This is a genomic window from Achromobacter sp. ACM03 (assembly GCF_014851665.1).
GTDB lineage: Bacteria > Pseudomonadota > Gammaproteobacteria > Burkholderiales > Burkholderiaceae_B > Achromobacter > Achromobacter aegrifaciens.
The window spans coordinates 156,492-176,559 of record NZ_JACVAD010000009.1; the positions used below are offsets into that span (position 1 = coordinate 156,492).

The 20,068-nt window shown below is 66.5% G+C and carries 15 protein-coding genes; 4 read left to right on the top strand and 11 right to left on the bottom strand.

Translation table 11 applies throughout. The features are described 5' to 3' along the window. The first annotated feature begins 233 nt into the window (after positions 1-233). From IB257_RS31665 to IB257_RS28370, 3 genes are all read left to right on the top strand, one after another. Entirely contained in the window at positions 234-1,862 is a 1,629-nt protein-coding gene (locus tag IB257_RS31665; protein WP_225589273.1) for an FxLYD domain-containing protein, read from the top strand. Between the two features lie 141 nt (positions 1,863-2,003). Beyond that, a complete protein-coding gene (gene acnB, locus IB257_RS28365; RefSeq protein WP_054452959.1) occupies positions 2,004-4,595 on the top strand; it encodes a bifunctional aconitate hydratase 2/2-methylisocitrate dehydratase in 2,592 nt (863 codons plus the stop codon). A gap of 201 nt (positions 4,596-4,796) precedes the next feature. After that, a complete protein-coding gene (locus IB257_RS28370; protein WP_054452962.1) occupies positions 4,797-5,396 on the top strand; it encodes a hypothetical protein in 600 nt (199 codons plus the stop codon). Positions 5,397-5,412: 16 nt separating this feature from the next. Here the strand turns inward: IB257_RS28370 and IB257_RS28375 are convergent, their stop codons facing one another. The 8 genes from IB257_RS28375 to IB257_RS28410 form a co-directional block, all read right to left on the bottom strand. Continuing rightward, the gene (locus tag IB257_RS28375) at positions 5,413-7,617 is read right to left on the bottom strand and encodes a TonB-dependent siderophore receptor (RefSeq protein WP_054452964.1); all 2,205 of its coding nucleotides are present in this window, start codon (positions 7,615-7,617) and stop codon (positions 5,413-5,415) included. Between the two features lie 252 nt (positions 7,618-7,869). Continuing rightward, positions 7,870-9,378, bottom strand: a complete 1,509-nt coding sequence (locus IB257_RS28380; protein WP_192493169.1) for a M81 family metallopeptidase — start codon at positions 9,376-9,378, stop codon at positions 7,870-7,872. Beyond that, on the bottom strand, positions 9,375-10,658 hold the full coding sequence (locus tag IB257_RS28385; RefSeq protein WP_192493170.1) for a Zn-dependent hydrolase: 1,284 nt from the start codon (positions 10,656-10,658) through the stop codon (positions 9,375-9,377). The genes IB257_RS28380 and IB257_RS28385 overlap by 4 nt, the downstream gene beginning before the upstream one ends. 39 nt (positions 10,659-10,697) lie before the next feature. After that, positions 10,698-11,396 (bottom strand): ABC transporter ATP-binding protein, encoded by a 699-nt coding sequence (locus tag IB257_RS28390; RefSeq protein ID WP_054452969.1) that lies wholly within the window; start codon positions 11,394-11,396, stop codon positions 10,698-10,700. Next, entirely contained in the window at positions 11,393-12,172 is a 780-nt protein-coding gene (locus tag IB257_RS28395) for an ABC transporter ATP-binding protein (protein ID WP_054452971.1), read from the bottom strand. The genes IB257_RS28390 and IB257_RS28395 overlap by 4 nt, the downstream gene beginning before the upstream one ends. Further along, a complete protein-coding gene (locus IB257_RS28400) occupies positions 12,169-13,158 on the bottom strand; it encodes a branched-chain amino acid ABC transporter permease (protein ID WP_054452973.1) in 990 nt (329 codons plus the stop codon). The genes IB257_RS28395 and IB257_RS28400 overlap by 4 nt, the downstream gene beginning before the upstream one ends. Then, positions 13,158-14,015, bottom strand: a complete 858-nt coding sequence (locus IB257_RS28405; RefSeq protein WP_054452975.1) for a branched-chain amino acid ABC transporter permease — start codon at positions 14,013-14,015, stop codon at positions 13,158-13,160. The genes IB257_RS28400 and IB257_RS28405 overlap by 1 nt, the downstream gene beginning before the upstream one ends. Before the next feature lie 89 nt (positions 14,016-14,104). After that, a complete protein-coding gene (locus IB257_RS28410) occupies positions 14,105-15,304 on the bottom strand; it encodes an ABC transporter substrate-binding protein (RefSeq protein WP_054452977.1) in 1,200 nt (399 codons plus the stop codon). A gap of 320 nt (positions 15,305-15,624) precedes the next feature. On the opposite strand from IB257_RS28410, the gene IB257_RS28415 reads away from it, so the two are divergent. Continuing rightward, entirely contained in the window at positions 15,625-16,458 is an 834-nt protein-coding gene (locus IB257_RS28415; RefSeq protein ID WP_054452979.1) for a FadR/GntR family transcriptional regulator, read from the top strand. A 45-nt stretch (positions 16,459-16,503) separates the two neighbouring features. Here IB257_RS28415 and IB257_RS28420 read toward each other — a convergent pair whose 3' ends face one another. From IB257_RS28420 to IB257_RS28430, 3 genes are read right to left on the bottom strand one after another with little or no spacing between them, the layout of a single operon-like run. Beyond that, the gene (locus tag IB257_RS28420; protein ID WP_054452981.1) at positions 16,504-17,490 is read right to left on the bottom strand and encodes a tripartite tricarboxylate transporter substrate binding protein; all 987 of its coding nucleotides are present in this window, start codon (positions 17,488-17,490) and stop codon (positions 16,504-16,506) included. Between the two features lie 47 nt (positions 17,491-17,537). Beyond that, positions 17,538-19,040 carry an AMP-binding protein gene (locus IB257_RS28425; RefSeq protein WP_192493171.1) on the bottom strand — a complete coding sequence of 501 codons (1,503 nt, stop codon included), beginning with the start codon at positions 19,038-19,040 and terminating at the stop codon, positions 17,538-17,540. Next, on the bottom strand, positions 19,037-19,924 hold the full coding sequence (locus IB257_RS28430) for an SDR family oxidoreductase (RefSeq protein ID WP_054453670.1): 888 nt from the start codon (positions 19,922-19,924) through the stop codon (positions 19,037-19,039). Before IB257_RS28430 ends, IB257_RS28425 begins: the two co-directional genes overlap by 4 nt. Between the last annotated feature and the right edge of the window lie 144 nt (positions 19,925-20,068).

Here is a 20,068-nt window from a genome sequence, read left to right on the forward strand (position 1 = left end):
CGGCGCGGGAGCGGATCGACGGGGAACAGCGTTAGGGGTTTGGGATCGGGTTTTTTCCGCCGGCGATCATAGCACCGGGACGCGCCGACTCACACTTTGTCACAACTGGATGCGCTCGTGCACCATGACCGGCGCGCCCTGCCGCTATCCTTGCCGCCCTGTAAATCCCTTGCGCCTTGCTCCCGCCGCGCCATCCGCCGCGCCGTCTGGATACGGCGCGCACGGCTGCGAGAATGACGCCCAAACAGACCACGATCAACACGGTGACGCTGACCTGCTCGACCTGCGGCAGCGCCCAATTCACCAAGCTGGACACCAACGAATACCGCTGCAGCCATTGCCACGCGGTCACGCTGGTCGAAGACAACGTCGCCCAACGGCTGGAGAAGATCCTGCGCGGGATGCAGCAGCCGGCTCCCAAGCCGCAGCTCGGTCCGCGCGCCATCGCGGCGGTGGCAGTCGCCGTCGCCGCCGTAATCGCCGTGCCTTTGGTCGCCTCCATGATCGGGTCCAAACCGACCGTCACACGGCAGCCGCCTGCGCCGCCTCCCATCGACGCCTCGCTGGTCAAGCTGACGGACGTGCAGGAGATCCGGGTCCGCGACCGCACGCAGCTGGTCATGATCATGCGCAACGAGACGGGCAAGAAGATCGACGTGCCGCGCGTCACGGCTTCGTTCTTCCAGGGCGACCTGTCGCTGCCGTCGAACTCCGGCTCGGCGCCGGCGCGTTCGCTGCAGCCGGGCGAGTACACACCTGTCATCATCTCCACGCCCAGCCAGGCCTACAGCCGCTATACGCTGCAGGTCTCGCAGCCGACGCTGGCGCGGGACAGGAACAACGACGTGGCCGCCAGCAAGGTGCAGCTAGTGCGCAACGACGGCGCCTACCGCCTGGTCGGCCTCTTGAAGAACAACGGCGCCAACGAGGCCAACAGCAGCCAGATCACGGTGATGCTGTACGACGAGGACGGCAAGCTGATCGGCACCGGCAACGGCTACGGCGCCGCCAGCCCGCTGGCGCCGAACGCGCTGACCTCCTTTGACGTGCGCTGCGAGATGCTGACCGAGGGCCGGGTCGCCTCCTACGACTACATGGTGCAAAGCGAGACCCACACCGCAGCGTCTGCCGCGTCCAAGGCGGAAACGCCCGCCAGCCGCATCGTGCGCGTCAGCCCGGCCGACCCGCGAATCATCGAGCACGTGCGCCTGACGACCGCGGAACTGCTGGATCCGGACTTCGCGCTGTTCGACGCCAGCGCGCTCAAGCTGTCCGCGCCGCGCCGCCTGCTCGACGAGATCGAGCGCCCGGTCCTGTACGCCGAACTGGTCAACACCAGCGACCAGTACGTTGTCCTGTCGCCGAAAGCCAACATTACGGTGTTCGACGGTTCCAACCGGCTGGACCTGCGCCAGAGCTGGAGCCTGCCGGCGCGCCTGTACCCCGGCGAGCGGGTGCCGGTGGCGTTGACCGGCCGCGTCGACCGCTATACCGAGGTCAAGACCGACTGGCTGCCCGCCAAGCGCGCCGCCCTGCCCGGCCCGCGCCCCAAGCTGGCGGTCACGGTCGAGAACACCGAGGCCCAGGTCGGCACCGGCACCCTGAACTTCACCCACCGCTTCCGCTACAAGTACGTGACCGTGCACGGCCGCGTGCGCAATGACAGCCAGGCCGAGGTCGAGAACGTCAAGGTCTGGATCAGCCTTTACGACGCCCAGGACAAGCTGACAGGCGCGGTTTTCCAGGAATTGCGGCTGCCCAAGCTCAAGCCGGAGGAAAGCGCGCCGTTCCAGGTCGACGTCAAGCAATACGGCGGCAACTTCGCCCGGGTGGGCGTGGTGTACGACGCCGGGCCGCGCTAGGGTGCCGTCCTGCGTCGCCCTTAAGCAACAGCTATGGGCTCAAGTCTTATATAAGATATAAGACATTTGCTTGCGTCCCCCTGTTCCCTCTACAATTCGGCGAACAACCCTTCTTCCAACCCGACTTTGAGCAGGCCTCACATGCTGGATAATTACCGCCAACACGTTGCCGAACGCGCGGCTCTGGGGATCCCCCCGCTGCCCCTTACGGCCAAACAAACCGCTGAACTGATCGAACTGCTCAAGAACCCGCCCGCTGGCGAGGAGCAGAACCTGGTCGACCTGCTGACCCACCGCGTGCCCGCCGGCGTGGACGACGCCGCCAAGGTCAAGGCTTCGTACCTGGCTGCCGTGGCGCTGGGCAAGGAAGCTTGTGCGCTGATCAGCCGCGCCAAGGCGACTGAACTGCTCGGCACCATGCTGGGCGGCTACAACATTGGCCCGCTGGTCGACCTGCTGGACGACGCTGAAATCGGCACCATCGCCGCCGATGCGCTGAAGAAGACCCTGTTGATGTTCGACGCCTTCCACGACGTGAAGGAAAAGGCGGACAAGGGCAACGCCAACGCCAAGTCCGTGATGCAGAGCTGGGCCGACGCCGAATGGTTCACCAGCCGTCCGGAACTGCCGCAGAGCCTGACCATCACCGTCTTCAAGGTGCCTGGCGAAACCAACACCGACGACCTGTCGCCGGCTCCCGACGCCACCACCCGCCCCGACATCCCGATGCACGCCCTGGCGATGCTGAAGAACAAGCGCGACGGCGCCGCGTTCGAACCGGAAGAAGACGGCAAGCGCGGTCCGGTCAAGTTCATCGAATCCCTGAAGGAAAAGGGCCACCTGGTCGCCTACGTCGGCGACGTGGTGGGTACGGGGTCGTCGCGCAAGTCGGCCACCAACTCGGTGCTGTGGTTCACCGGCGAAGACATCCCCTTCGTGCCGAACAAGCGTTTCGGCGGCGTGTGCCTGGGCAACAAGATCGCCCCGATCTTCTACAACACCATGGAAGACGCCGGCGCCCTGCCGATCGAACTCGACGTTTCCAAGATGGAAATGGGCGACGTGGTCGAACTGCGCCCCTATGAAGGCCGCGCCCTGAAGAACGGCGAAGTCATCGCCGAATTCGAAGTGAAGTCCGACGTGCTGTTCGACGAAGTGCGCGCCGGCGGCCGCATTCCGCTGATCATCGGCCGCGGCCTGACCGCCAAGGCGCGCGAAGCGCTGGGCCTGCCGGCCTCGACGCTGTTCCGCCTGCCCAAGGACCCCGCCGACACCGGCCGCGGTTACACGCTGGCCCAGAAGATGGTCGGCCGCGCCTGCGGCCTGGCCGAAGGCAAGGGCATCCGCCCGGGCACCTACTGCGAACCGAAGATGACCTCGGTCGGCAGCCAGGACACCACCGGCCCCATGACCCGCGACGAACTGAAGGATCTGGCCTGCCTGGGCTTCTCGGCCGACCTGGTGATGCAGTCGTTCTGCCACACCGCCGCCTATCCGAAGCCCGTGGACGTCAAGACGCACCACACGCTGCCGGAATTCATCAGCACCCGCGGCGGCGTCTCGCTGCGCCCGGGCGACGGCGTGATCCACTCGTGGCTCAACCGCATGCTGTTGCCCGACACCGTCGGCACCGGCGGCGACTCGCACACCCGCTTCCCCATCGGCATCTCGTTCCCGGCCGGCTCGGGCCTGGTCGCCTTTGCCGCCGCCACCGGCGTGATGCCGCTGGACATGCCGGAATCGGTGCTGGTCCGCTTCAAGGGCAAGCTGCAGCCCGGCGTGACCCTGCGCGACCTGGTCAACGCGATTCCGCTGTACGCCATCAAGCAAGGCCTGCTGACGGTTGCCAAGCAAGGCAAGAAGAACATCTTCTCCGGCCGCATCCTGGAAATCGAAGGCCTGCCCGACCTGAAGGTCGAACAAGCCTTTGAACTGTCGGACGCTTCCGCGGAACGTTCGGCCGCCGGCTGCTCGGTGCGCCTGAACAAGGAACCGATCATCGAGTACATCAACAGCAACATCGTGATGCTGAAGTGGATGATCGCCAACGGTTACGAAGACGAGCGCACGCTGGGCCGCCGCATCAAGGCCATGGAAGCCTGGCTGGCCGACCCCAAGCTGCTGGAGCCGGACGCCGACGCCGAATACGCCGCCGTGATCGAGATCGACCTGGCCGACGTGCACGAACCCATCGTGGCCTGCCCGAACGACCCTGACGACGTGAAGACGCTGTCGGAAGTCGCTGGCGCCAAGATCGACGAAGTGTTCATCGGCAGCTGCATGACCAACATCGGCCACTTCCGCGCAGCCTCCAAGCTGCTGGAAGGCAAGCGCGACATCCCGGTCAAGCTGTGGGTCGCCCCCCCGACCAAGATGGACGCCACCCAGCTGACCGAGGAAGGCCACTACGGCGTGTTCGGCACCGCCGGCGCCCGCACGGAAATGCCGGGCTGCTCGCTGTGCATGGGCAACCAGGCACAGGTGCGCGAAGGCGCGACCGTCATGTCGACCAGCACCCGCAACTTCCCGAACCGCCTGGGCAAGAACACCAACGTGTACCTGGGTTCGGCCGAACTGGCCGCCATCTGCTCGAAGCTGGGCCGCATCCCGACCAAGGACGAGTACATGGCCGACATGGGCGTCATCAACAAGAGCGGCGACCAGATCTACCAGTACCTGAACTTCGACAAGATCGCGGACTACAAGGACGTGGCTGACGTCATCGAAGTCTAAGCATCGGGCAGCGCAGCCTGGCTGCATCGCCTGCAACACGGCCCCGGAGCAATCCGGGGCCGTTTTTCTTTGCCTGGCGCATGCGGCACAGGTCGGAGAATTTCAGGGACGGAACTTTTTTCGCGATACGTTTTCATACAATCGCGGTAACTTGTGACATCCGCCCCCAACCCTGCCCCGATCTCCGGAGGAAGACCGCCAATGACCCGGCTTTTGCTGCCGCCGCTGCTATTGCTGGCGCTTGCCGGCTGCGCCACCGCGCCGCCCTCGAATCCCGAGAACATCTGCGCCATCTTTCGCGAAAAGCCGGACTGGCACGATGCCGCCCTGAAGGTGCAGAAGAAATGGGGTGCGCCCGTGCCGGTGCCCATGGCCATGATGTACCAGGAGTCCTCCTTCAAGCATGACGCCGTGCCGCCGCGCTATTACTTCCTGGGCTTCATCCCCTGGGGACGCGTCAGTTCCGCCTACGGTTACGCCCAGGTCAAGGACGAGACCTGGGACGACTACAAGAAAGATGCCGGCGGCTGGGGCTCCAGCCGCGACGACTTCGCCGACGCGCTAGATTTCATGGGCTGGTACATGAACAAGACCCAGCGCATCAACGGCGTGTCCAAGTCCGACGCCTATGGCCAATACCTGAACTACCACGAAGGCTGGACCGGCTACCGCAACCGCAGCTACGACCGCAAGGCCTGGCTCAAGACCGTGTCGCAGAAAGTGCAGGCACGGGCCCAGAAGTTCGCCGCGCAGTACAAGAGCTGCGAGAGCGACCTCACGCGCGGCGGCTGGTTCTGGTGAACGCCGCCGCCTGAACTCAGAAGTCCATGCTCGCGCTGAGCGAGAAGGTGCGCGGTCCGCCCAGCACCAGATAGCCGTTGCCCGGATAACCGCCCACCGACGACCAGTAGTTGCGGTTGGCGATGTTGTCCACGCGGGCGCGCAGGGTCACGACGTGGCCGTCCACGTCCATCATGTAGCGCAGGCCCGCATCGAAGCGGGTCCAGCCCGGCACCTTGAGCGTGTTGGCGTCGTCCGCGTAGGACGAACCGGTATAGACCACGCGGCCATCCACCGCCAGGCCCGGCACGCCGGGGATGTCCCACTCCACGCCCATATTCGCCTGGAAGCGCGGCACGCCGATCACGCGGTTGCCGTCGATGGACGGGTTGCCGGTGGAGCGCTGCGTGGCGTCCAGCCAAGTCAGGCCGCCCAACAGGCGCACGCTCTTGACGGGCTCGCCGTACATGGTGAGCTCCACGCCCTGATGGCGGTCCTTGCCGGACGTGGTCAGTTCGTTGCTGGCGTTGTACATGGCGCGCGGCTTGTCGGTCGAGAACAGCGCGAGTCCCGCGCCCAGTCCGTCGCCTTCATACTTCGCGCCGATTTCTTTCTGCTTGGAGACGAAGGGCGGCAGGCTCTGGCCGGCGTTGGGCACCGGCTTGCCGCCGGCATTGGCCGGGGCGGTCGGTCCCGCGACCAGCGCCTCGATGTAGTTCGCGTACAGCGAAACGCTGGGCGCGACCTTGACGACCAGGCCTGCGGCGGGCGAATTATGGCTGGCGTCGTAGGCGCCGTTTTCCTTGCCGGTGTTGTACGCGTAGTCGCGTTGCGACAAGCGCTGATGGCGGATGCCCGCCGTGAGCAGCACCTTGTCGTCCAGGAACGACAGCGTGTCGCCGATGGCGTAGCTGCTCAGGCGGGTGCGGCCTTGCAGCGCCGGATCGTCCAGGTCGTTGCCACGCAGCGCGGTGGCGCTGAATGGCGGCTTGTCATACGAAATCGGGTTGTAGATATTGGTGGGATACGTGTTCTGCCAGTCCATCACATAGGCATTTTTCTTCTTCAGGTCGAAGAAGGATGCCGACACGACGAACTCGTGGCCTACCGGCCCCGTGCGCAGTTTGCCGCGCAGGCCCAGTTCGCCCGTGTTCACGCTGTCTTCGCGGGTATTGTCGAAGCGGTAGAAGGTGCCCGCCCCCGTGCTGCCGTTGGTCAGCGTGACGTTGCCCAGCGAATTCGCTTCATCGCTGCGGCGCATGCCAAAGGCCGCGTAGGCGGTCAGCTTGTCGCTGAAATCATGTTCGCCGCGCACGGTGCCGAAGACGTCGCGCTCGTTCGAATACGACCAGGGCTGCGCATAGTTGGAGCTGGCGTCGGGCGCGTCGGGCACCTTGGTGACGCCGGCGCCCAGCGTCACGTTGGGACGCGCGCGCTTGAGCTTGTTCTCCTGCCAGCCGATGTCGGCAGACAAACGGGTGTCGGCCGAACGCCAATCCAGGCCCAGCGATACCAGGCTGGTACGGGAATGTTCATCGTCGATACCGGTATCGCCGCTGCGCTGTGCGGCGTTGAGCCGGATGCCGGTGCTGTCGCCCGGGCCAAAGCGGCGAGCAATGTCGGTGGACAACTGGAACTGCCCGCCGCTGGACACGCCGGTGGTAACACGGGTCAGAGGTTCGTTCGGCGCGCGCTTGGGCACCAGATTGATCACCCCGCCGATGCCGCCGCCGCCGGGCGCCGCGCCCGTCAGGAAGGTGGACGCGCCGCGCAGGACCTCCACGCGTTCGAACAGTTCGGTGGCGATGTATTGGCGCGGCAGCAGGCTGTAGAGGCCGTTGTAGGCCACGTCGTCCGAACCCAGGATGAAGCCGCGGATGAAGTACGACTCCTGGAAGTTGCCGAAGCCGCGGGCCACGCGCACGCCCGGGTCGTTCTGCAGCACGTCGCCCACGCTGCGGGCCTGCCGGTCCTGGATCAGTTCATTGGTGTAGCTGGTGATGCTGAATGGCGTGTCCATCAGGTCCTGCGTACCCAGCAAACCGACGCGGCCGCCCCGGGCGACCTGCCCGCCGGCAAAGGGTTCGGCCAGGCCGCCGGCCGAGGCATCGGCGCTGGCTTCGACCTTGATGGCGTCCATGGAAACGACGGAGCCGGCCTGATCGGACGCGGATTGGGCGTGGACAACGGGGAGATAGCACGGCAGCGCGGCGGCCATGCAGGCAAGAGTTCGGATTTTCATGTCGGGAAGTTCGCAGGCAGAGATCAAAATCCCGATGGGGTCACGCGCGCACTAAGAATTACGGATGCGTCTGGAATGTGCCGGAAGGCCAGGGCCTTGCCGGGCCGGCTGCACCAAAGGGGACTGGAATTGCTGAGCGCCCCATTCTACGGCAAACGGAATCATTCTCATTTATGTTACTTTTTGTTTGAGAATGTTCGTTGCCCGGGCGCCACAGCTGCCGCTTGTGGCGCCCTGGTCTTTCCGACGGGTCTATCGGCGGCCCGCGCGAGGATCGTAGTCCGCCGCCGCCATGGGTTCCAGCGGGTACAGCGGCCGCGCGCGTCTGCGGAATTCGAACAGCGACCAGTCGGAGCTGGTCACGCCGGGGCTGTCACATTCGACCAGCGCCTGGGAGATCGGCACGAACACCGGGCGGCAGTACATGCGCGACTTCACCAGCACGTAACGGGCGCGGGACGGATCCAGTCCAAGACTCTGGAACACGCCCAGATCCCAGGGTTCGTGGGTCTGCTCGGTCAGCACCAGCTGCGCGGCGCCTATGTCCAGCACCGCGCTGCGGCCCATGCAGGCCAATTGCCCGGTATAGGTCGGCCCGGTGATCAGGTACTCGCCATTGCTCAGCGCGCGCACGGTGCCGCGCAGCGTGACGGGCTGCGCCTCCCGGCCGATTTCGCCGATGGCGCGCTTGTTGCCTACCGGCAGCTCGACCGTGGCGCCGACGCCGGCGCGGGTCAATTCGGCCACCGCCTCGGGATCGCAGTACAGCCCCGCCTGTATGCCTTCCAGGCCCGCATCCAGCGCGGCCATCAGCACGTCCAGGGTGTCGCAAGTGCCGCCGCTCATGCAATTGTCGCCATGGTCCAGCAGCAGCACCGGCTTGCTTGCGCCTTCGGCCAGGATCTTGGCGCGCGCCAGCGACTCGGCCAGCGACTCGCTGTCATAGAAGAATCCGTCGCGCTGCTCCCAGATAAGCGCGGCGATCTCGCCCGCCACGCGCTCCGCCTCGGCGCGGTCGCCGTCGGCCACCACGACCACGCTGACGCAGGGATGCGGGATGTCGGCCAGGCCGAAGCCCGCCAGCACCGACACGCCCAGCGTCCCCGCGGCCTCTGCCATGCGCGCCGCTACGACGGCGGCGCGCATGGCGCCTTCGGCCGTGTTGCTCCGCAGGGAATGCGACACCAGCGGCAACCGGCGCCACGCCATGACCGGCTTGCATCGGCCGTCGATGCCCGCAAACAGCAGCCTGCCGGCGTGTTCGCCGGTTTCGTACATGTCGATGTGGGGATAGGTCTTGAAGCTGACGATGACGTCGGCGTTGTCCATCATCTTCTGCGTGACGTTGCCGTGCAGATCCAGCGCCACGGCAACCGGCACGCCAGGCGCGGCGGCGCGCAGCCGTTCAAGCAGGTCGCCCTCGCCGTCATCGGTGGTCTCCACCGCCATGGCGCCATGCAGGTCCAGCAGGATGACGTCGCAGCCCGGCGCTGCGGCCACGATGCGGTCGCATAGCTCGGCATAGGCCTGGCCATCGACGCGGCCGCTGGGATAGGCGGTGGCCGACACGGGGGTGACCAGTTCGGCGCCGCGCGCTTCGGCCAGGTCGATGAACGCCGACATCGCGGTGCGCTTGCCCTTGTTCTCTTCATAGGCCGCCGCATCGTAGGCGGGGCCGCCGTTGCCGAAGGCGGACAGCGGCGTGGGAACCGGCGAGAAGGTGTTGGTCTCGTGGTTCAACCTCGCGATCAGCGCCTTCATTGCGCGCCCCCATCGGAAAACTGGATGCGCCCGCAGCAGCGCAGCATGGCGTGCAGCAGCACATTGCAGCCCGCCTCCAGGTGCTCGGGCTGCGCGTCCTCGATCTCGTTGTGGCTGATGCCGTCCTTGCACGGCACGAAGATCATGGCGGTGGGCGCCACCCGCGCCATGTAGACGGCGTCATGGCCCGCGCCGCTGATCACGTCCAGCGAATCCAGGCCCAGCGTGGCCGCGCCGTCGCGGATCGCCTGCACCAGGCGCGGCTCGAAGGGCTGCGGCGGGAAGTACACGACCTCCTTGCTGTCGACCTGGAAGCGGCCCGGCTCGGCCAGTTCCTCGCAGACGCGCGCAAACGCCGCGGCCATGCTGTCCAACGTGGCGTCGTCGGCGGCGCGCAGGTCTACGGTAAGCGCCACGCGGCCGGGAATCACGTTGCGCGAGTTCGGGAAGCTGTCGATGCAGCCAACCGTGCCGCGGCCATGCGGCGCATGCTCCAGCGCGATCCGGTTGACCTCAAGCACCAGCCTGGACGCGGTCAGCAAGGCGTCGCGGCGCAGTTCCATGGGCGTGGGCCCCGCATGCGCCTCCTGGCCGGTGATGGCGACGTCGTACCAGCGCTGCCCCAGGGCGCCCTGCACCGAACCGATGGTGATGCCGCGGTCCTCCAGGATGGGGCCTTGCTCGATGTGTGCCTCGAAGTAGGCGCCGACATCCCCGGGCCGCGCGGGTTCCGGACCGGCGTAGCCGATGGTGCGCAGCGCTTCATCCACGCTGACGCCGTCGCGGTCGCGCGCAGCCAGCGCGTGCTCCAGCGTGAAAGCGCCGGCGTACACGCCGGAACCCATCATCACGGGTACGAAGCGCGAGCCTTCCTCGTTGGTCCACACCACCACTTCCAGCGGCGCCTCGGTGGCAATGCCGCGTTCGTGCAGCGTGCGCAGGACCTCGATGCCTGCAAGCACCCCATAGTTGCCGTCGAATTTTCCGCCGGTGGGCTGGGTGTCGATATGGCTGCCGGTCATCACGGCGGGCAAGTCATCGCGCAGGCCGGGACGACGCATGAAGATGTTGCCGATGGCGTCCACGCGCACGCTGCAGCCCAGCTCACGAGCCCAGGCGCAGACCAGGTCGCGGCCCTGCCGGTCCAGGTCGCTCAGCGCCAGCCGGCACACGCCGCCCTTGTCGGTGGCGCCGATGCGGGCCAATTCCATCAGCGAATTCCAGAGGCGGCTGCCATCGATGCGGATGCCGCTGACGGCCTCCAATGTGTTCATTTCCATGGTGTTTCCCTTGCTTCGGTTGCGCGGCGCAGGCGGTCCCTAGACGCCCACGCCCAGGTATCGGTCCTTCACGTTTTCGTCCGCCATGAAGGCCGCGTTGCTGCCTTGGTAGACGATGGATCCCTGCTCGATGATGAAATGACGGTCGGCCAGCTGCGTGCAGACTTCCAGGTTCTGCTCCACCAGCAGGATGGTGACGCCGGCCTGCTTGATGGACTTGATCTGCGCCACGATCTCCTCGACGATCACCGGCGCCAGGCCTTCGACCGGTTCGTCCAGCATCAGCACGCGCGGATGGTTCATGAGCGCGCGCCCGATGGCCAGCATCTGCTGTTCGCCGCCGGACAACTGGCCGCCGCCGTTCCTGCGCCGCTCCTTCAGGCGGGGAAAGATGCGGTAGACGTCTTCCAGCTGCCAGGGCGAATCGCGGCGCATGCCCAGCTTGAGGTTTTCCTCGACCGTCAGCAGCTTGAAGATGCCGCGGTGCTCGGGCACCAGGCAGATCCCCATGGACGCGATCTTGTGCGCCGGCAGCCCGGCGATGTCGCGTCCGCCGTAGCGCACCGCGCCGCCCTTGGGCGCGATCACGCCGGCGATGGTCTTGAGCGTGGTCGACTTGCCCGCGCCGTTGCGCCCGAGCAGCGTGATCACCTCGCCCTGCGGCAGCTCGAGCGACACGCCTTGCAGAATATGGCTCTTGCCGTAATAGCTGTGTACGGCGTCGACATGCAGCATCATGCCCGGCCTCCCGTGATCATGTTGCCCAGGTACGCGGCGCGCACCCGCTCGTCGCTGCGGATCGCGGCAGGCGTGCCTTCGACCAGCACGCGGCCCTGCTGCATCACCGTGATCGTGTCGGAGATATCCATCACGATGTTCATGTTGTGCTCGATCAGCACCACCGTGTGATCGTCGCGCAGGCTGCGGATCAACCGTTTCATCTCATCCAGGTCGTCCACCCCCATGCCCGAGGTGGGCTCGTCCAGGAAAATCGCGCGCGGCCGGGCGGCCAGCGCCATGCCGACTTCCAGGCGCCGCTGCTGGCCGTGCGACAGCGCGCCCGCCGCCACCTTGGCCAGCCGCGACAGGCCCAGCCGTTCCAGCGCCGCGTCGACGATCTCGCGCTGCGCCCGCGGGCCGGTGGGCGGATGCCAGCAGTCGAAGGCGCCGGCGCGATGCGCGCCCTGCGCCGCCAGCCGCAGGTTCTCCTGCACCGACAGGTTGGCGAACAGGCTGGTGACCTGGAAAGAGCGCGCGATGCCGCGCTGCACCCGTTGATAATCGGCCTCCTGCGTCACGTCATGGCCGTCGAACACGATGCTACCCTCGCTGGTGCGCAAGGTGCCCGTCAGCGTATGGAACAGTGTGGTCTTGCCCGCGCCGTTCGGGCCGATGACGGAGTGCACCGTGCGCGGCTGCACTTGCAGATCGACCCCATGCAGGGCCACGAACTTGCCGAAGCGCTTGACGATGCCCCTGGCCTGCAGCAGCGGCGCGGAATGTTGCGGATTCATGCGCGTCCCTCCTTGGCGGCCGGCTCGCCGCCGGCAGGCTTGCGCCGCAGCGCCAGCCAGATGCGTTCTCCCAGCCCCCACAGCCCCTTCTGCATGAACAGGCTGACCGCGATCAGCAGGAAGCCCAGCAGCATCAGCCAGCGCGGCCACAAGGTGGAAAGCCAGTCCGCGAACAGCACGTAGAAAGCTGCCCCCAGCACTGAAGCGAACAGGTTGCCGGTGCCGCCGATGACCGTCATGACCAGGATCATCTCGCTGCTGTGGTATTCAATGCTGGACAGCGGCGCGATGCCGGTCATCATCGCCAGGAAGGCGCCCGCCAGCGCGGTGACGGCGCCCGAGATGGCGAAAGCCGCCAACTTGAAGAGGCGCACGTTGTAGCCCACCGCCATGGCGCGCGCCTCGTTGTCGCGGATCGCCAGCAGCGTGCGGCCGAACACCGAGTTGGTCACGCGCAGCAGCAGCCAGAATATCGCCAGGAAGCACACCGCCACGAAGGCGTAGAACTGCCAGGGCGTGGCCAGCGGCATGAGCTGCAGGCCCGCCACCGACAGCGCCGGACGCGGCACGTCCAGCAGGCCATTGTCGCCGCCGGTCAGGTCAGGCAGGCTGTACGCCAGGAAGTAGAACATCTGCGCGAAGGCCAGCGTCAGCATCACGAAGTAGGTGCCGCGCTGGCGGATGGCGAACCAGCCCACCAGCGTCGCGCCCAGCGCGCCCACCGCCATCGCCGCCAGCAACGCCAGCGGCATCGGCAGGCCGGTACGCGTCAACAGGATGCCGACGGCATAGCTGCCCAGGCCGAAGAAGATGCCCTGGCCGAACGACAACAGCCCGGTGAAACCCAGCAGCAGATTGCAGCCCAGCACCGCCAGCGCGTAGATCAGCACTTCCGTGGCCAGCGAGCCCGACTGCATGCACAGCGGCAACAGCAGCACCACGGCCAGCGCCAGCAGCAATTGGGCATGAGATTTCAAGCGCGTCATCATCCTCTCCCCATCAGGCCGTGGGGACGCAGCAGCAGCACCGCCGCCATCGCCACATAGATCATCAGCCGCGCGCCTTCCGGCCAGAGCGTGCTCATCACGCTCTGCACCACGCCGATCAGGAGGCCGCCGACCAGCGCGCCGAAGAAGCTGCCCATGCCGCCCACCACCACGATGACGAAGGCGATGCCCAGGGCCTCGATGCCCATGAAGGGTTCGACGCCGCGTATGGGCGCGGCCAACACCCCGGCCAGGGCGGCGGTCGCCGCGCCCAGCGCGAAGACCAGGCTGAACATGCGGAACACATTGATGCCCAGCATGGACACCATTTCGGTCGATTCGCTGCCCGCGCGCACCGCGCTGCCCAGCCGCGTGCCTTCCAGCACATACCAGAGCAGCAACGAGAAGACAGCGGTGAAGCCGATCACGAACAGACGGTACTTGGGATAGATGAAGCTGCCCCACATGACCACGCCCTGCAGGGCCGAGGGTGCGGCGACGTTGTCGCCTATCGGCCCCCAGATCACGATGACCAGTTCCTGCAGGACCAGCGCCAGGCCGACGGTGATCAGGATGTGGAATTCATGCGCCTGCGCGTAGACGTGGCGCAGCAGCACTTTCTCCACGACCCAGGCGCCGGCGCCCACCAGCAGCGGCACGATGGCCAGCGCGAGCCAGAAATTCAGGCCCCATTGGATGGCCTGGAAACAGAAGTAGGCGCCCAGCAGATAGAACGCCCCGTGGGCGAAGTTCACGAAGCGCAACAGACCGAAGACGATGGACAGGCCGACTGCCAGAAGGAAGTACAGCATGCCTACCCCGATCCCATTGATGATCTGGAGGAGATAGACGTTCATGGGTATGCCCGATGGAGGTAACGGAAGGCCGCGGGGCGCGCGGCGGCCGCGGACGCGGCGCGCCCACGGCCGCCCGCCTCAGGGGCGGGCTACAGCTTGCAGCCGGTTTCCGCGGGCGGCAGGAAGGAACGGCCGCTATGCACGATCTCGGCGTAATCGTCCTTGTCCTTCATGTCCTTCTTGGCGCGGCCCTTGAGCAGGTAGTAGTTCTTCAGGACCTGGTGGTCTTCCTTGCGGATTTCCTCCTTGCCCGTCAGGCCCTCGTAGGCCATGCCCTCCATGACGGCGATCACCTTGGCCGGGTCGGCGCTGCCGGCCCGGGCGATGGCGTCCAGCATGATGCGGGTGCAGATGTAGGAGCCCGCCAGGCTGTAATTGGGATTGGCGCGCGTCTTGTCGCGGGACAGCTGTACCAGTTCCTTGTTGAGCGGCGAGTCGATGCCGTGCCAGTACTGCGCCCCGAAGTACACGCCTTCGCACAGGTCCGCGCCCAGGCCTTCGAACTGTTCCAGGCCCGAAGCCCAGGCCACCAGGATGGTGCAGTTCTGCTTCATGCCGAAGCTGACGGCCTGGCGCAGCGTGTCGGAGGACTGCGAGCCGAAGTTCAGGATCAGCAGCACGTCCGGCTTGGCGGCCATGGCGTTGGTGAGGTAGCCGCTGAATTCCTTCTCGGTCAGCGAGTGATAGCTGTTGCCCACATGCTCGATGCCCTTTTCCTTGAAGATCGCCTTGGCCGCGCTGAGCAGGCCGTCGCCGAACACGTATTGCGGCGTGATGGTGTACCAGCGCTTGGCGTTGGGCAGCTTTTCGAGCAAGGGACGCACGGTCTGCTCGATGGCGCCAAAGGTGGGCACGGACCAGCGGAAGGTGGCCCGGTTGCAGTCCTTGCCGGTGATTTCGTCCGCGCCCGCGGTGGTGATGAAGACGCCGCCGGCGCGCTCGACTTCCTTGCCCATGGCCAGCGCTTCGGACGACAGGATGCCGCCGGCGAAGAATTTGACGCCCTTCTGTTGCGAGACTTCCTGGACCTTGCGCACCGCCGTGGCCGGCTTGCCCTCGGTATCCAGCACGGTATAGGCCAGCGGCCGGTCCAGCGCGCGGCCATACTGCTCCAGCGCCAGTTTCATGCCCAGGTCGGCGTATTTGCCGTTGGCGGCAAAGGCGCCCGACATGGGCACCGGACACCCGAACTGGATGGCGTCGGCTTGCGCCAGCGCGGACCGGGCGGTCCAGAGTGATCCGGGCACGGCGCCAAGCGCGGCCAATTTCAGCAGGTTGCGGCGATTCAAGATGGTTCTCCCTGGCTGCCGCTGGCGGTGCCGCGGCATATTGACGATGTCGAGCGCGCACCATGCGCGTCCCCATACCGACTCTGTCTGCTCCAAGCTCCCGTGCCAGGGCTGCCGCCGCGTGGGCGTATTCGCAAGTCCCGGCGCTCATGCCTATACTGCGACTACCATCCTATTTATCATGATAAATAGGATTATTATCATGATCAGTTTGGCGAGCCGGCTCTGTCAATAGCGGGCGCATCAGGTATAACCCGGGGTCCGCGCAGAACCCGCCCGGGGCATGCCCCGCGCACACCACGCAGCAACGGAGGAACGCAATGGCGTTCAACAGTCACGACCTACAAGCCGCGGGCGCGTCGAGTCCGCCCAAGCGCAGCGACCTGGTCGCCGAAGAGATCAAGCGGCTGATCACGGCCAAGAACCTGTTGCCGGGCGACAAGCTGCCGCGCGAAAGCGAGCTGCAAAGCATGTTCTCGGTCAGCAAAAGCACCATGCGCGAAGCGCTCAAGTCGCTGGAGGTGCAGGGGCTGGTCAAGGTCAGCACCGGACCGGGCGGCGGCGGCACCGTGGTCGAGGTGCCGCTGGACCGCACCTTCCAGCTGATGCAGAACTACCTGTTCTTCAAGGAAGTGCGGATCGAGGACATCTACCAGGTGCGCAAGCTGCTGGAGCCCGAGCTCGCGGCCAGCGCGGTGCCGTTCCTGACGGACGCGCATTTCGCTGCGCTGGAGGAGAACATCGCCTGCTGCGATCCGTCGGCCGAGCACGTCGATGACCCGCTGGCGCAGCGCCAGGAAGAAATCAATTTCCACGACATCTTCGCGGCGGCCTGCCCCAACCCGTTCCTGCGCTTCAGCTGCGAGATGACCAATGAAATGATCCGGCAGCTGACCGTGTTCGACAACGAGATGCCACTATCCGAGCAGCAGCGTTTCGGCAGCGCCAATACGGGCTTTCACCGCAAGATCCTGGCTGCGGCGCGCGAGCGCGACGTGGAAAAGGTGCGCGACTTGATGAGCGAACACATGCAGGACGCGATGCGTTCGGTCAAGCGCATGCACGGCAAGCTCGAAGGCCGGTTGATCCTGGACTCCGAGATGTCGCGGCGCAATGTCACGCGCAAGGCGCGCCGCGGCGGCAAGAAGGCCTGACGGCGCCGACGGCCAGGCGGCGTGGGCCGGCCGGCCGTGGCCGCCTCAGTCCAACTTGATGTGATTGGCTTCGATCACCGCGCCCCAGCGCTGGCGGTCTTCCTGCACGTAGGCATCGATCTCTGCCTGGCTGCGGGGCGCCTGGATCACCAGGCCCAGGGGTTCAAAACGGCCGCGGAATGCCGGATCCTTCAGCACCTTGTCCAGCGCCGCCTGCAAGCGCTGCGCTTCGGCCTGCGGCACGGCGCGCGGCACGGCCAGACCGAACCAGGTGGCGGCGCGGAATCCCGGAAAGCCGCTTTCCGCCACGGTCGGCACCTCCGGCAGCACGGCCAGCCGCTCGCTGGTCGTGACGGCCAGCGCCTTGATCTTGCGTTCCCGCACCAGCGGCAGCGAGGTGCTGATCACGTCCACCATGAGCTGCGTGTCATTGCCCATCAGCGAGGTCAGGGCCGGCGCGCTGCCGTTATACGGGATATGCGCCACGTCCATGCCCGTGCGCGATTTCAGCAGTTCGGTCGCCAACTGCAGCGGATTGCCTATGCCCACGGAGGCGTAGTTCAGTTTGCCGGGCCGGGCCTTGGCATAAGTGACGAACTCGGCCAGCGTGCCCGCTGGGACCTCGTTGTTCGCCACGACCACCAGCGGCAGCTCGGCAGCGATGCCGAACACGCGGAAGTCGCGCGCGGCGTCATAGGCGATGCGTTGATAAAGCATGGGATTGAGCACCATGCTGGCGTTGCTGGCGAGGAAAACCGTGTATCCGTCCGGCGCCGACCTGGCCACCTGGGTCGCCGCGACCATGGTATTGGCGCCGGGTTTGTTCTCCACCACCACGGGTTGCCCAAGGTCGCGCGACATGCCTTCGGCCAGCACCCGCGACAATTGGTCCGCGGAGCCGCCCGGCGTATAGGGCACGACCAGTTTGACCGGTTTGTCCGGAAATGCCGCCAGCGCGGCGGCCGGAGCCGCGAGCGCGACGATCGCCGCGGTCGCGATGCGACGCAGCCTGAGGTTCAGCCTGATTGCCATGCCTGTCTCCCTTGTGGGTTTTGTTGTTGCGGCGATGCGCCGCCCTGCTATACCTGGCGCTGCCTGCCCGCCCAGAATTCGGCGCGCAGCCGGCGCTTGGCGATCTTCCCGTTGTCGTCGCGCGGTAGTTCCGCGCGCAGTTGCAGTTCACGCGGCACCTTGTAGCGCGCGATCCGTTCACCCAGCCATAGCCTCAGCGCCTCGGGGTCGGGCGCGGCGCCCGCCGAGGGCTGCACCAGCGCCATCAGCCGCTCGCCGTATTCGTCGTCGGGCACCCCGAACACCGCGCAATCCGCCACGCCCGGATACTGCATCAGCTGGTGCTCGACCTCGGCGGGATAGATGTTCACGCCGCCCGAGATCACCAGGTCCGATTCGCGGTCGCACACATAGAGATAGCCGTCCGCGTCCAGATAGCCCAGGTCGCCCAGACCGATGAGTCCGTCCTTCTCCACGTCGGCGCGGGCCTGCGGGTTGTTGCGATAGGTGAAGTCCGCGTAGGCCGGCTGGCGCACGTAGATCCGCCCGACCTGGCCCGCCGCGCAAGGCGATCCGTCTTCGCCATAGATCCTGACCTGCGCGCCGCCGATAGGCCGGCCGGCGCTACCGGGACGGGCGAGCGCTTCGTGCGAATCGATGACGGTGACCATGCCCGCCTCGCTCGACGCATAGGTTTCATGGATGACCGGTCCCAGCCATTCGATCATGGCGCGCTTGATTTCCGGCGCGCAGGGCGCGCCGGTCGAGGCCACGAAGCGCAGCGACGACAGGTCGTGCGCCGCGCGGGTGGCGGCGTCCAGCTTCAAGAGGCGCACGTACATGATGGGCACCAGATATACCGTATCGATGCGATGCGCCTCGATCAGGCGCAGGACTTCCACGGGATCGAACCTGTCCGTCAGCACGAAGGTCTCGCAGACCCGCAGGGCGACCTGCGCGAATACGCTGGGCGCACTGTGGTAGATCGGCGCGGGCAGCAGCGCGCGCGATCCCGGACGCAGGCCGTAGGCCGCCTCCACCACCGCTTCGACCTGTTGCAGGTGGCGCCCCAGGTGTTCCAGCGGGAACGGCGCGCGCACCACGCCCTTGGGCCGGCCGGTGGTGCCCGAGGTATAGGCCATATGGCCGCGCGGCGCCACGCGCGGGCCGTCGTAGGGCTGTTGGCGGTCGCGCCAGGCGTCGTAGTCGGCATGCCATGATTGCGCCGCGCCGGGACCGGCCAGCAGCACCGGCAGGCCGGCGGGCAGCGCATCGCGCAGCGGAAGCCACAGGTCGTCGTGCGCGACCAGCAGGCGGGCGCCGCTGTCTTCGATGAGGAATGCCACTTCCGCCGCGGTGAAATGCCAATTGATCGGGCAGTAGTAGCAGCCCAGCCGCTTGCAGGCCTGGATGATCTCCAGATAAGGCAGGCCGTTGCGCAATAGCACGGCGATCACGTCGCCTTCTCGCACGCCCATTGCCGCCAGCCCGGCGGCAACCTGTTCGCCGCGTGCGGCCAGCGCCGCGCCCGACAGGCGGTCGCCGCCCGCGTGGATGGTGCTGCCTGTCATGCGCCCCCCGTGCTGCGCTGCGCCTTGTCCTGCGCGGTGCGCGCTTCGATGGCCTGGCGCGCGGCGGCCCAGTCCGCGTCGCTCCATTCCGCGTACTGCTTGAAGTAAGCGCCGTTGGCCAGATAGTCGCCGCCGTCCAGCGCAATGGTCTGGCCGTTGATCCAGTCATAGCCCGGACTCAGCAGGAAGGCCGCCAGCTCGCCGATGTCATGTCCGGTGCCCAGGCGCCGCATCGGATTCTGCTGCGTCTGCGCGTCCGCGCCCGAGTCCTTGGGCCGCAGCCGCGCGCTGGCCCCTTCGGTCGGAATCACGCCCGGCGCGATGGCGTTCAGCCGGATGCCGTGGCGGCCCCATTCGATGGCCAGCGACTTGGTCATGGCGTCTATGCCGGCCTTGGACATGGCCGAGGGCACCACGAAGGGCGAACCGGTCCAGACCCAGGTCACCACGATGGACAGCACCGCCCCGCCCGTGCCTTGCGCGATCCAGCGCTTGCCCACGGCCTGGGTCGTGTAGAAGGTGCCGCGGAACACGGTGTCGGCAATGGCGTTGAAGCCGCGCGGCGACAGTTTTTCAGTGGGGCTGATGAAATTGCCCGCGGCGTTGTTGATGAGGCCCGTCAGCGGACCGTGCCCGGTCCAGATGGCGTCGACGGCGGCGTCCACGGCCTCGGCATCCCGGATATCCACCGCCTGAACGTGGACCTCGGCGCCGTAACGTGCGCGCAGCCCGGCGGCGGCTTCTTCCAGCACGGCGGCGCGGCGTCCCCACAGGTGCAGCGCGGCGCCCAACGACGCCAGGCGCTCGGCCATGGCGTAGCCCAGGCCGGTGCCGCCCCCGGTGACGAGGATGCGCTCGCCGCGAAATAGATCGGCGCGGAACATGGTTTGCGGGGACATCCCGCCGGATGGGTTTTGGGGCATGGTCTGGTCTCCTTTGCGATGGTGGCCAGAATATCAACCGCCGCCATGCCGCGACAATCCCGCAGCTTGCGTAAACTATGTTTCCTCACAGTCAACAATAGGACT

Excerpts from the sequence above, each read along its gene's own strand:
- IB257_RS28420 (WP_054452981.1), bottom strand. The coding sequence starts at position 17,490 with ATGGCAATCAGGCTGAACCTCAGGCTGCGTCGCATCGCGACCGCGGCG.
- acnB (WP_054452959.1), top strand. The coding sequence starts at position 2,004 with ATGCTGGATAATTACCGCCAACACGTTGCCGAACGCGCGGCTCTGGGG.
- IB257_RS28405 (WP_054452975.1), bottom strand. The coding sequence starts at position 14,015 with ATGAACGTCTATCTCCTCCAGATCATCAATGGGATCGGGGTAGGCATG.
- IB257_RS28395 (WP_054452971.1), bottom strand. The coding sequence starts at position 12,172 with ATGAATCCGCAACATTCCGCGCCGCTGCTGCAGGCCAGGGGCATCGTC.
- IB257_RS28385 (WP_192493170.1), bottom strand. The coding sequence starts at position 10,658 with ATGGAAATGAACACATTGGAGGCCGTCAGCGGCATCCGCATCGATGGC.
- IB257_RS28415 (WP_054452979.1), top strand. The coding sequence starts at position 15,625 with ATGGCGTTCAACAGTCACGACCTACAAGCCGCGGGCGCGTCGAGTCCG.
- IB257_RS28375 (WP_054452964.1), bottom strand. The coding sequence starts at position 7,617 with ATGAAAATCCGAACTCTTGCCTGCATGGCCGCCGCGCTGCCGTGCTAT.
- IB257_RS28370 (WP_054452962.1), top strand. The coding sequence starts at position 4,797 with ATGACCCGGCTTTTGCTGCCGCCGCTGCTATTGCTGGCGCTTGCCGGC.
- IB257_RS28425 (WP_192493171.1), bottom strand. The coding sequence starts at position 19,040 with ATGACAGGCAGCACCATCCACGCGGGCGGCGACCGCCTGTCGGGCGCG.
- IB257_RS31665 (WP_225589273.1), top strand. The coding sequence starts at position 234 with ATGACGCCCAAACAGACCACGATCAACACGGTGACGCTGACCTGCTCG.
- IB257_RS28400 (WP_054452973.1), bottom strand. The coding sequence starts at position 13,158 with ATGACGCGCTTGAAATCTCATGCCCAATTGCTGCTGGCGCTGGCCGTG.
- IB257_RS28390 (WP_054452969.1), bottom strand. The coding sequence starts at position 11,396 with ATGATGCTGCATGTCGACGCCGTACACAGCTATTACGGCAAGAGCCAT.
- IB257_RS28380 (WP_192493169.1), bottom strand. The coding sequence starts at position 9,378 with ATGAAGGCGCTGATCGCGAGGTTGAACCACGAGACCAACACCTTCTCG.
- IB257_RS28430 (WP_054453670.1), bottom strand. The coding sequence starts at position 19,924 with ATGTTCCGCGCCGATCTATTTCGCGGCGAGCGCATCCTCGTCACCGGG.